Origin of the sequence: Polynucleobacter sp. IMCC 29146, assembly GCF_021395195.1 — a bacterium.
Lineage (GTDB): Bacteria > Pseudomonadota > Gammaproteobacteria > Burkholderiales > Burkholderiaceae > Polynucleobacter.
In genome coordinates, this window is sequence record NZ_JAJVCR010000020.1 from 1 (window position 1) to 12458 (window position 12458).

Here is a 12458-nt window from a genome sequence, read left to right on the forward strand (position 1 = left end):
CTGCCAGCAGGCTATCAATGAGTTCTTGGGGTACTGCTCGTTTTGCTGCTTCGGTCATCATCATTACTCCTATGGAGTGGGCTTTTACCCATTATTAGACCGTTTACACAAAATTTAGTACACCCCCAAATTAGAGTTCTGTACTTTTAATCCGTTGGTCGTGGGTTCGAATCCCGCCCGACCCACCATATAGAAGGCTTTGCGGGCCGTTTCATAATCCTAGTCTGGAACAATTTCCTATAATCCGCTGTTTTACCCATTAGGCCCATATAGATCTTGGCGTTCAAGCTGATTAGCTCTTTGCACACTAGGTGTTTTCTTGTGAGTAATGGGTTCGACTCTTGGGTGGGATTGAAAATCTTGGTAAAGCTACCAGAACTTGAACATGGGACCAAAAAGCACCAAATAATCTAGCTTTCACTCTACACTTGCACCAGTAGCCTTAACAATGATTCCCCAGCGATCATATTCAGATTTTATGAACTTAGTAAATTCTTCGATAGAACTCGGGTGAGGTATTGCTCCAATTGTTTTTAATTTTTCATTAAATTCAGATGAATTAACAATCTTAGTAATCGCTTGATTTAAGCGTACTCGCTCAGTCATTGGCGTACCGACCGGAGCACAAACTCCAACCCAGGCAGCAACTTCAAAACCAGGAAACCCTGATTCACTAATTGTAGGCACATCTGGAAACATCGGCAAACGTTTGAGGGATGCTGCAGCTAAGATATTGAGCTTTTTAGCATCAATCAATTGCTTGGTCGCACTTACAGAGTCCATTCCAACTTGCACTTGCCCTGAAACAAGATCAGCCATAGCACGCGCACTGCCTTGGTAAGGAATATGGGACATTTCAAGGCCTGCACGCTTTTTCAAATCTTGCATACCCAAATGTGAAACAGTGCCATTGCCAGATGAAGAATACATAACAGTATCTGGATTTGCTTTTACATAAGTAATAAATTCAGTAAATGTCTTAGGTTTAAAGTCTGCATTGGCAACTAATACTACTGGTATATCAGCGACCAAGGCCACAGGCGCAATGTCTCGAAATGTGTCATATGGCACACTTTTATACAAATGAGGGTTAATTGCATAAGATGCAAGTGCAGAAAAGGAAATGACACTTCCATCTGCTGGAGACTTAGCAAGAATACCCAAAGCAATGCTTCCGCCCTGTCCAGGTTTATTTTCTACAATCACCGGCCTATTAATTTTCTTTGATAATTGTTGAGCAAGTACGCGTGCTATTAGATCAGTAGCTTGTCCAGGCGGAAAACCAACTAGCATCTGGATTGGCCGGATATTCGATTGCGCAAAACTACTTGAAATCGAAAAATAAATAAAAATTAAATTTAGTAAAGTTCTTAAAATTTTATTATTTAAATTCATCATTCTGTTTTGCCTTATAAAATTAGTTAAAGCGGCTCATACTTTAATGTTTACTTAAATTTTTGCCAGAAAATCTACTATTGCGTGATTAATAAAATTTGTGGCCTTTTTATCATCACCAGCTGCAGAGCGATGTCCATAAATTGAGGGAATTTCAATAAATTGCGCGTTAGGAATCATAGCTGCTGCTGCTTGCGCACATTCTGATGGGTTATACAGATCCAAAGGGGGTGCGAGCACCAATGTTGATGCGGCAATTGATGCCAACGCTGCATTGGTATTTCCACCAAATCTGGCAATTGTCCCCAAATCATGTGCATCGTAAGCGCGTGTTTGGGCTAACCAATCAAAGGGGTCTGGGCTACTTTCTAAAAATTGATTCTCAAGTTCAGTAATGTGCCCTAATAAATCATCTTGAGAGGGGAAATTTTCAATTCTTGCGGGGGTTAATGGTGTTATGAGTTGAGTTAATACTGGCCATAGCTGCTTAGCATCTTCTAGTGGCCGAGCACGAATACATGCCTTATCAATAAAAAGTGCGCGCCGAGATAACTCATTGACTAATTGAGACCAGCGCGATGTGCGGGCCATGGGAGTCATAGCTACCACACTATTCACAAAATCGGGGTAACTTACCGCCCACTGAAGAGCCTGCATACCGCCCATTGAAGCGCCAATTACACAATGTAATTGCGTTATCTCTAAAAGCTGAAGAAGGCAATATTGACTCTGCACCATATCTCGAATAGTGATAGCAGGAAATAAAGTGCCGGACTGCAAGAGGCTATTTGACGGAGAATTTGAAAGACCATTGCCAAGCGCATCGATCACAATGATATGTAAACTCGATGGATCCAGTGCCTTACCTTCACCAATAAGAAAATCAAGACGATGATGTGAGCTGCCAATAGCGCAACAAGCAAGTACTGTGTTATTTCCTTCTGCGTTGCGAGACCCATGTTCGACCCAAGTAAGGTGGCAATCAAGCAAGGTTTTACCAGACTCAAGCACTAAATCACCAATCGAACATTCTTGATGTTCACGGTCAATCCAACCAGCTAAAAATGGAGGATGGCGCATTAGCTTAGTTCAAGAACAGCACGAATTACTTCTCTGCGTTTCATCCCATCAAACCCTTCATTAATCTTGTCTAGTGGTAAGCGCAATGAAATAAGTTCATCTAATTTCAAATGACCATCTAGATACAGCTCAGCAAGCCATGGGAAATCGCGTTGTGGCCTTGCTCCGCCATACGATGATCGTACAATTCGTTTTTCCCCCATCATTGACCCAAATCGAATGCTAACTTTACGATTTTGCTCAGTTTTACCAAGAATGACAAGCTGTCCGCCAGGGCGGGTAATTTCAAATGCAAGTTGTAGCGTACTCTCAGCACCGGCTGCCTCAAATACAGCATCAGCACCCCTTCCTGCCGTTAAATCTTTTACCTCATCAATTGTTAGATCTCCTGCAATAACTAAGTGGGTTGCGCCAAAATTTTTTGCTATTTCAAGGCGCGCTGGATCTTGGTCAATCGCAATAATAAGTTCTGCACCCGCAATCTTCCCACCTTGAATTGCATTGAGACCAACTGCTCCGCATCCAATAACAGCAATGGAATCTCCTGCTTGAGTTTTAGCCTTACGTACGACAGCCCCCACGCCCGTCATCACACTACAGCCTATTAAACAGGCGCGATCAAACGGAATTCCCTTGGGCACAACAATAGCTCCAGAATTCGGAACGACTGAATATTGGGCATGCGAAGAAACAATACCAAAGTGATATAGCGTTTCAGAACCTAATCGTAACCGCGAACTACCATCAAGCATCTTGCCACGCGGCTGTTCGCGCGTGAATGGCTCGCATAGTATTGGCTCATTGCGATCACAGTAAAAACAATTCCCACAATGCGGGTTCCAAGAGGCAATGACATGATCTCCTGGTTTAATATTTGTTACATCTTTTCCAACTTCCTCAACAATGCCAGACCCCTCGTGTCCAAGTACGATTGGAAGTGGATAAGTAAGACTGCCCTGCATTACCTCAAGATCAGTATGGCACAGACCACTAGCGTAATTACGTATAAGAACATCATTAGGTGCTAAAGAAATAAGCTCAACTTCCTCAATCTCTAAAGGCTCTGAAATTTTCTTTAAAATTGCCGCCTTAAATCGCATCTAAGCTCTAAGTGTTTTCTTGGTTGCGCCATCAAGAAGAACTGCAACTTTACGATCAACAGCGTCAGCATGTGCGGCTACTGCTGCGGCGTCCATATCCTTTAATGGCCTAGGTTCAAGATCAAAGTTTCCATCTAAATCAACGCCTCTACATAGCATTGCCGAGTCACGCTGCTTAGTCTGGCGTACATGTGTTGGTATATAGCGAATGGCAAATCCTATACGACGATTTAGCGAATTATTGGGTGCTGACCCATGGACTAATTTGATGTGATGTAATGACATTTCGCCAGGCTCAAGCATTAAATTAGCGGCCTTTGATTCATCCACCTCAACAGCAATTTCTTGTCCACGCGTTAACATATTATTTTCATCAAATGTATCAATATGGGTAATGTGAGACTCTAAATGCGTTCCTGGCATCACCTTCATACAGCCACTTTGTAGATTACTATCCGTAAGCGCAACCCAAGCAGTAACCACATCATCTGGCTCAAGCCCCCAATATGCTGCATCTTGATGCCAAGATACAAAACCTGGGCTCATCGGTTCTTTAATAAAAAAATTGGATGTCCAACAGAGAATATTAGGGCCAATAATATCCTCTACCGCATTCAAAATTTTTGGATGATGGACCAAACTATCGGCCCAAGTAAATAATAGGTGTGACTTAACTCGCATCCTACCTTGTAGTGGTGCTCCAGATAACTGCTCATAAGCCTCTAGTTGCTGGCGATAGGAGCTCGCTTCTTGGAGAGTTATTACTCTCACAGGAGCGTAATAACCTGTTCGCTTATAAAAATCAAGGGTCTTTTTAGAGAGTGCATTAAGCATAAAAAAACTCCTATTGGGTAAGAGGGATATTTGCTGTTGTTATTACCTTTTTCCAAAAATCAACCTCTTTTCGGGTATGTACAGATAAGGCATCAGGGCCTCGTTGTTCTGGTTTTACGAGGACATATCCCTGCTCAATCAACTTTCCCACAAACACACCATCAGACATAGCCTCGTTAAACTGTGCAAGAAGCCAATTTATCTGCGCTCGATCAGTACCTTTTGGGGCGTAAATACCGTACCATGTCGAGGCCTCAAATCCAGAGATGCCAGATTCGTTTAAAGTCGGTGCTAATGGCATTAGCGTCAAACGCTCGCGAGAAGTAACTGCTGTTGCAGTTACACGCTCACCACGAACCTGAGGTAAAGCAGTATTTGATTGATCAAACATACAGTCAACCTGTCCACTCATAATATCGGTTAGCGCTTGAGAATTTCCTTTATAAGCCACGTGCATAACATCAGTTTTCAAATAACTTGCAAACAATGCTGCTACCAGATGTCCGGTTGACCCAACCCCCGCGTTAGCAATATTAACTTTTCCAGGGTTGGCTCTTGCATAATCCATTAAAGTCTTAATATTGGAAAGTCGATTTTCCCGTCCACAGATTAATACCATCGGCGTATCAGGAAAGCGAGCAACAGCGTCAAAATCTTTTACTGGATCATAGGAAAGCTGTTTATATAACCCTGGCGCTGCAGCCATATATCCGAGATGTCCCACCAGAAAAGTATAGCCATCAGGTTTTGACTTTGCTACCTTAGCCGAACCAACCGTTCCTCCTGCACCAGGAATATTTTCAATCACAATTGGCTGTTTTGCACCTCTTGACATGCGCTCTGCAAAATTTCGCGCAAGTGTATCAGTTGCGCCGCCTGCTGCAAATGGCACAACAAAGGTAATCGGACGTTCAGGATACTGAGCCATCACCGCAATAGGCATAAGAATGAGTAATATGGCAATGAGTTTAATTTTCATAAATGGCCTAAAAAAATAGTTCGCTACTTGAACTACTGTCAATTTAGCAGCTTCTATAAAGTTGTTAATGATTTAAGCACCTAGCCCGTTCGGCAGATTAGGTAAATTATTCTTGCTCTTCACGCCTCCCTTCTGTATCAATATTATCGTATGTACTATCCCCATCAATAAAGATTGCGGGACAATTCGAAGTTCGGTTTACTTTTAACTGGAAAATATCGAAACGATTATAATAACCTGATAAATCATGAAGTTGCTTAGCTTCAACGCAAAGCGACAAATCTATTTCAGAATATAGAATGCCCTCTGAGTCTTGCATTATTTCGCTAATCACGCGTCCCATAGGATCCATTATAAGCGAGACACCACGAGGACTGTCAAGTAATATTCTTGCCGCTTCCTTATCACCATCAGCCAACATATCCAACATAGTTTTATCCATATAGGCGGCACAGGCAAGGTTAAAAACCTTGGCCTCCAAAGCATGGGCACCTGCTCTTATTTTGATTCCGTCAGCCACACTCCACAAACTACTTTCTTTTGGATCGTATGCCGGCCAAACAGGAGGATAAGTAGAGATATGAACTTGCTCCCCTTGAGCAATCATTGAAAATCGAGCTAAGGGATTAAAATTTTCACCACAGATTAAGGCACCAATTCTACCAATCTCAGTATCGCAAACCCGCAATCCAGCACCATCGCCATTTGCCCATACCAATTTTTCCCAAAAGGTAGGCACTAGCTTCCTATGATGGTTAATTAAATTTCCATCAGAACTTAATAGTACATTTGAATTCCAAATACATCCAACACTTTGATTAGCACTTTCATTTATTCCAAGAGAAACAAAAACACTATTTTTTTTAGCATATTCTGCAACCCGTTTAATCTCAGGACCATTAATTTGAATAGTTTGAGCTGCTAATAATTTAAACCACTTATGGTTATAAATTGGCGCTCTTAAGGCACTCCATATTGGAAATGCCGGTACAAATGTTTCTGGGAAAACAATCAATTTTGCACCAGACTTTGCTGCTTCATCTATTAGGTTGCATACCTTATCTATTGTTTTTGAAGTATCTAAAAATACTGGAGCAACATGCATTAATGCAACTTTATATTTTGTAATTTTGTTCATTATTTTCACCTTGTTAACTAATTATTTCTTATTGAATAAGCACGTAAAAAATCTTCAGCGGCTTTGCTACCAGAGGCAAAGGATTTCATTGCTTCTTTATGAAGGACCTCCAATGCTTGAAATTTTAATTTATTCGCTTCATCACTTTCTACTAATTTTTTCGTAGAACGCGGCTTTTGGATGGTTACATCAAACTTAGCAGCTACTTTCAAAGGTTTATTTGTAGTTATAACGATCTGATCTGCTAAAAGTACTGCTTCATCAATATCAGAAGTAATAAAAATACAGCTAATTAGGCTATTTGCCATTAACCTAATAAAATGTTGTTGCATTAAGGCTTTTGACATTGCATCAAGTCCGCGAAATGGCTCATCTAATATCATCACTTTTGGACCATTAACGAGTGCTCTAGCAAGTTCAGCCCTCCTTTGCATGCCACCTGAAAGTTGTGATGGAAATTTTTTTGAGAATGAATTTAGCCCAACCTTCTCTAGCATTTTTTGGACAATATTTTCTGCTCCAGGGGAACTTTCACCGCGGGAGTCGGGTCCAAAGCTTATATTTTTTAATGTAGACATCCATAAAAAAAGTGCTGATTCCTGAAAAACAACTAACCGCTCTGGGCTGGGTCCTCTAACAGTTTTACCGTGCATTAAAATACTCCCGCCATCAGGCTTTTCAAAGCCAGCAATTAATCTAGCTAGCGTCGATTTTCCACAACCTGATGGACCTATTAAAACTGTAACTCTACCCATTTGAATATCTAAAGAAAAATTTTCAATGATTGGTATTGTTTTTTGTTGGGCGCCATAAGCATGGGACAGATTTTCAATTTTTATAATTAAATTATTATCATTCATAACTTTTTTTCTAAAATCATTTTGATGCTTCCCAACTTGTAAAGTGACCACCTATATATCGAATAACAGTGCTACAAATATATCCAGCAATCCCAATGCTCACCATACCAACAACTATCATTTCATAATTCCCACCTATATAATTGCTCCAAATTAAGTGCCCTAGACCTGCGCCCTTTCCGCCAACCTTTGAGGCACCTGAAATCATTTCAGCTGCCACCACAACCTCCCAGGTAATACCAATTCCAATAGTTGCCCCTACAACAACAGATGGAATACACGCTGGTAGCACTATGCGCCGAAACATATCTAATTTTGATGCACCTAGAGAGCGAGCTGCCTGAAGAAAGCGAAGATCAATCGATAAAGCGCCTCCAAAAGTATTAATCACAATTGTGAAGAAAGCGCCAAGAAATGTTATAAACATAATTGCTAATTCTTGCGTTGGCCAAAAAATAATTGCAGCCGGAACCCAAGCAAGCGGAGGTATAGGTCTTATAAATTCGAATATTGGGAAGAATATTCCTTTAAATGTTTTATTAAGTGCTAAACATAATGCAAGAGGGACTCCAAGCAGTAAAGCAATTAAAAAACCTCCTAATACACGCCAAGTGCTAGCAATCCAACTATACCAATATCTCGAATCAAAAATTACCTGAGCGAAAACTTTCACCACATCACTTGGCTTTGGTAAATCACCAAAAAAAGGCATTTTAAATCCAAAAAGTAGATTTGACCTTGATGAAATTTCTAGAAATAAAATAAACAAAGATATAGAAATGGCTGCCCTAAGAATATTTTTTTTCCGCCATTTATCTGAACTTAAAAAAATTGTGCTCCCAGCCATATTAGCCCTCTTTCTCGCCAGCAGCAAAAGCCTTCTCTGCCTCCTCATGAACGGAATCGATCGTTTCTTCAATCAATTCACGATAGCGCCTTGATGTAAGTACGCTGTAATCACGAGGATGTGGAATATCTACTTCTAAAATTTTTTTTGGTTTACATGGTCTAGTAGTCATAACTACAACCTTATGTCCTAAAAAAATTGCTTCATCAATATCATGGGTAATAAAAAAAATCGTAGTTTTATTTTTATAATAAATTTGCAGAAGTGCTTCATGCATTACGGACTTCGTCAAAGAATCAAGGGCTCTATAAGGCTCATCTAAGAGTAAGACGCTTGGTTCATTCATTAGGGCGCGCACTATCTCAACTCTTCTACGCATGCCAGAAGAAATTTCTCCAGGATAACTATCTTCAACGCCTATTAAACCTGAATCAGCCATCATCTGGCGGGCCTTTTCAAGGGCTATGGGTCGTGACATAGTGCCCTGCATAATCGGTCCGAAAATTACATTTTCAATATTAGTCTTCCATGGAAATAATGCTCCATTCTGAAATACGACTACACGATCTGGGCCTGGCTTTGCTTTAAGCTGTCCAGGGCCACACAAAAATTTATTATCAAGAAGTATTTCGCCAGAAGATATTTCATGAAAGCCGGCTATTGCCTTCAGTAAAGTAGTTTTTCCGCAACCAGAAGGACCAACAATCATGCATATTTCTCCAGGACTGATTTCTAGCGAGCAGTGATCTACTGCCATAACAGCCAACCCTTTTGGGTCGTAAATTTTTACAACATCTCGAATTGAAATTGCACCTTTTAAGGCCGCATCCTCTATATTTTGAAATGAAGGAATCTCGATCATCTGGATCCTCCTATAGACAGTTCGCGAGCGCGCCATTGCATTAGTAGTCGCCCAATCAATCTCACAAGTGCACTCGATGTATATCCAATTAATCCAAGTGTAATCATTCCAATTGCAATTGTTGGGTACTGAATCATTGAGTATGCAGTATTAATAACATATCCAAGTCCATACTCTCCCGATACCATTTCTGCGGCTACTAATGAAAACCAGCAGACTCCAATAGAAATTTGTAGGCCAGTAAAAATATAAGGCAACGCCCCAGGTATAACAATATGAAAAAATACTTGTTTTTTTGATGCTCCAAGGCAGTCAGCGGCAAGAAAATATGACTTATCTATGGATTGAACACCCAACATTGCATTAAGAGTTGTTACAAAAAAAGCAGCAAGGAATGTAAGAAAAATTATTGGTGTCTCTGATCCCTTAAATACTATTAGTGAAATGGGGACCCAGGCTAAGATAGGTATAGGTCGAAGCACCTCAAATAATGGGAAAACATAATCTTTAAATCTAGGAAACCAACCAATAGCCAGACCTAATGGGACACCTATACCCGTAGCCAGAATGAATGCAAAAATAACCCTTCTGAGACTGACCCAGATATGCTTGTAATAATCCTCTGTATAAAAAGAAAGGCCATATATTGGATCGGGATTCAGCCACTCTTTTATAACTGTAGTCAATCCCGGAAGCTTCTCAAATCTCGGAAGCCTCCACACTTCTACTAATAGAAACCATGATCCAAGAAAAAGCCCCATTCCAACGATTAAAAGATATGGTGCTGGACTGGCAAACCAATACAATACCTTCCAAGTAGTATTGGTAAATCTTAAATACTTCCCTTCAGAGATCATTTTCTCTTAGAAAATAAAATTTAGCTCTACGTCTAAGAAAACTATCAAATATCTCTAGCCCTAACGACTTTCAACCTTACCGATGGGGGCTTTTAAATTTCGCTCTTTTAGAATTACTTCGGTAAATTCTGGCATTACTGCCTCTGGACGCATTTTTGCGCTACTAATAACCTTATTTTTATTAAGAAAAACTACGCCTTGATCTATTACCTTGTTTACCTCTGATGTAAATCCAAATGGAAGAGTTAGCCGCGTATCAGTGCCTCCTTCAGATTTTGGATATTTTCCATATAAAGCCTTCCTTAGGGAGGCTTCAGAAAAACCTTGAATACGTGACCGTACAAATCCAATCATTTCCTTAGAATTTTTTTCATCAGCCATAAATTTCTGAGAATCAAGTTCAGCTTGGAGCCATGCCCTTACCACATCGGGTCGTTGCTCAATGAGATCAGCACGCATTATTATGAAGCCAGCGCCACGCTCATTAATTGTTGCACCTGATGCAACTCTTCTAGCCATTCCCTCCTCCACAAGATTAGACGCATTTGGTTCCCAAATTGCTGCGCCATCCAAGCGCCCAGTTCTAAAGCCTGAACTAATAACTTCAATATTTTGATTTAAATACGCCGCAGGCTCAACGCCAAATTGCTTAAACATTTTTTGGACAAACTCGTCAGTACAGCTCCCTTTCGGTGTTGCAACAGTCTTTCCGTTTACCCACTTTATCGCCTCTTCAGAATCTTTAAACGGAGGGGCATCTTTTCTTACCAAAAAAACATGGCACTGATCTTGACCAGACCCAGAAACTCCAACAATTCGAACATCAGAAAGTTCAGTCTTAGTAGTCGCTGTAATTGCTGGAAGATCGCCAAGGTATCCAATTGATGCTTGACCAGCCAATAACTGATTGGCAACGACCGCTCCTTGTAAGCCCACAAGGTATTCAACAGATGAACCTGCTGGAAGATATTTCTTCCAAAACTCCTTACCACTTTGAGCGAAAACAGACCAAACTTCTGTATAGCAGCATGGGTGCGCAATAACTAACTTTATCGGCTCTCCGGGTTTTCCATAATTTATCTTTTGAGCCAGAACATTTGGAACGGCAGCTAAAAGTGAAATGAACAATGCAAGGCTTGGTAGCGTGATAGCTAAGGCGTTGCGAAGGTTGCGCTGCTTTTCTAAGGAATTTGACATGAAGAACCCCAAAAAAATGTAAACGTTTTCATTTTATATCGCTAATAAAAATTAAAGTCAATATAAATTTAAAAAGGGGTTTGCCAAAATTACTTTCAACCATCTCATAGATGGCTCTCTTACAGCCTACTTAGGAGGACAGGATGACTCCCTTACTACAAGTTCCGTGGGAAATATGCTCTGAAGTATTGGCTTTTCATTTTTTAATTGACTGATAATATATTGCGCTGCAATAGAACCCATTTTCGCGGTTGGGTACTTTACTGTAGTTAATCGAGGGTTGATCATCGCAGCAATTTCAAGGTCCTCACAACCGGTAATCGAAACATCCTCAGGTACCTTTAAACCCATATTTCTCGCTTCAGATATCGCCCCAATAGCCAAAACATCATTAAGACAAATGACTGCTGTTGGTTTCCTTTTATTTAAAAAAATCTGTCTAAATCCATCTGCCCCCTTAGAATAAGAAAAAGGCTCTTCAACAATAAATTCTGGGGGCAACTCTATTCCAGCAAGCTTCAATGTAGTTACTACTCCAAGCATGCGATCAATGGCATTCTGATTATTTCTCGTAATTGTAGATATAACTCCAAAGCGTCGATGTCCGAGATCAAGTAAATATCTCGTTACAAGAGCGGTAGCTTCAGAATGATCAAAGCCAACAATTGGTAACTTTCCAGATCTTTCAAAGGCCCAGGTAAACACATGAGGAACCTTGAATCTTTTAATTAACTCAATAGTCTTTGACTTATGCCGTGTACCTACAAGAATCAGGCCATCAATACCTCGCTCAATAAGACCGCGAACTAGATCTACCTCTACATCAAGGTCATATTCGCTACAAGATACCAATAGCATATAACCGTTTTCTCTAAGCATCTTTTGAAGTGCAAAAGCTGTATTTGCAAAAATCGCATTTTCTAAACTTGGAATAACTGCCCCAATTGTCCAAGTCTTTTTGGATGAAAGTGATCTTGCACCACCATTTGTGACATAGCCAAGTTTTTTTGCAACCTTTTGAATATGCAAAAGTGTAGCTGGTTTTACTAGAGAAGATTTAGTGAGTGCGCGTGAAACAGTAGCGATAGAAACTCCTGCAACTTTGGCCACATCATTAATACGAATTTTTTTCATGTAAATCTCTAGTAAATTAAAATCTCTATAATCTATATTGTCATGTAACGTAGATTCAAACACGAAGTGCAACACGGTTTAAGGACTGCATAAACACTTCATTGGGGGTTTTAAATCCCAAGCGCTTTCTAGGGCGACTATTTAGTTCTTCTTGAATCATTCTAAGCTCCTTATC

12 protein-coding genes and 1 pseudogene are annotated in these 12458 nt (G+C 40.3%); all 13 read right to left on the reverse strand.

Features of this window, described 5'->3' with window-relative positions:
- Positions 1 to 417 precede the first annotated feature (417 nt).
- Complete coding sequence (locus tag LZT22_RS12340; protein ID WP_233925603.1) at positions 418 to 1398, reverse strand: tripartite tricarboxylate transporter substrate binding protein; 981 nt, start codon at positions 1396 to 1398, stop codon at positions 418 to 420.
- 51 nt (positions 1399 to 1449) lie between these two features.
- On the reverse strand, positions 1450 to 2475 hold the full coding sequence (locus tag LZT22_RS12345; protein ID WP_233925604.1) for an alpha/beta fold hydrolase: 1026 nt from the start codon (positions 2473 to 2475) through the stop codon (positions 1450 to 1452).
- The gene (locus tag LZT22_RS12350; RefSeq protein WP_233925605.1) at positions 2475 to 3575 is read right to left on the reverse strand and encodes a Zn-dependent alcohol dehydrogenase; all 1101 of its coding nucleotides are present in this window, start codon (positions 3573 to 3575) and stop codon (positions 2475 to 2477) included. The genes LZT22_RS12345 and LZT22_RS12350 overlap by 1 nt, the downstream gene beginning before the upstream one ends.
- On the reverse strand, positions 3576 to 4409 hold the full coding sequence (locus tag LZT22_RS12355; protein ID WP_233925606.1) for a phytanoyl-CoA dioxygenase family protein: 834 nt from the start codon (positions 4407 to 4409) through the stop codon (positions 3576 to 3578). It abuts the gene before it with no gap.
- 10 nt (positions 4410 to 4419) lie between these two features.
- The gene (locus LZT22_RS12360) at positions 4420 to 5388 is read right to left on the reverse strand and encodes a tripartite tricarboxylate transporter substrate binding protein (protein ID WP_233925607.1); all 969 of its coding nucleotides are present in this window, start codon (positions 5386 to 5388) and stop codon (positions 4420 to 4422) included.
- A gap of 106 nt (positions 5389 to 5494) precedes the next feature.
- A complete protein-coding gene (locus tag LZT22_RS12365; protein ID WP_233925608.1) occupies positions 5495 to 6526 on the reverse strand; it encodes a carbon-nitrogen hydrolase family protein in 1032 nt (343 codons plus the stop codon).
- Between the two features lie 17 nt (positions 6527 to 6543).
- Complete coding sequence (locus tag LZT22_RS12370; protein ID WP_233925609.1) at positions 6544 to 7386, reverse strand: ABC transporter ATP-binding protein; 843 nt, start codon at positions 7384 to 7386, stop codon at positions 6544 to 6546.
- A gap of 16 nt (positions 7387 to 7402) precedes the next feature.
- The gene (locus LZT22_RS12375) at positions 7403 to 8233 is read right to left on the reverse strand and encodes an ABC transporter permease (RefSeq protein ID WP_233925610.1); all 831 of its coding nucleotides are present in this window, start codon (positions 8231 to 8233) and stop codon (positions 7403 to 7405) included.
- Position 8234: 1 nt separating this feature from the next.
- Entirely contained in the window at positions 8235 to 9095 is an 861-nt protein-coding gene (locus LZT22_RS12380; RefSeq protein WP_233925611.1) for an ABC transporter ATP-binding protein, read from the reverse strand.
- Positions 9092 to 9901, reverse strand: coding sequence for an ABC transporter permease (locus tag LZT22_RS12385; protein WP_233925612.1), 810 nt, complete (start codon positions 9899 to 9901; stop codon positions 9092 to 9094). The genes LZT22_RS12380 and LZT22_RS12385 overlap by 4 nt, the downstream gene beginning before the upstream one ends.
- A gap of 111 nt (positions 9902 to 10012) precedes the next feature.
- The gene (locus LZT22_RS12390) at positions 10013 to 11149 is read right to left on the reverse strand and encodes an ABC transporter substrate-binding protein (RefSeq protein ID WP_233925613.1); all 1137 of its coding nucleotides are present in this window, start codon (positions 11147 to 11149) and stop codon (positions 10013 to 10015) included.
- 126 nt (positions 11150 to 11275) lie between these two features.
- A complete protein-coding gene (locus LZT22_RS12395; protein ID WP_233925614.1) occupies positions 11276 to 12283 on the reverse strand; it encodes a LacI family DNA-binding transcriptional regulator in 1008 nt (335 codons plus the stop codon).
- A gap of 55 nt (positions 12284 to 12338) precedes the next feature.
- A pseudogene (locus LZT22_RS12400) lies at positions 12339 to 12458 on the reverse strand (IS30 family transposase); the annotation flags it as partial.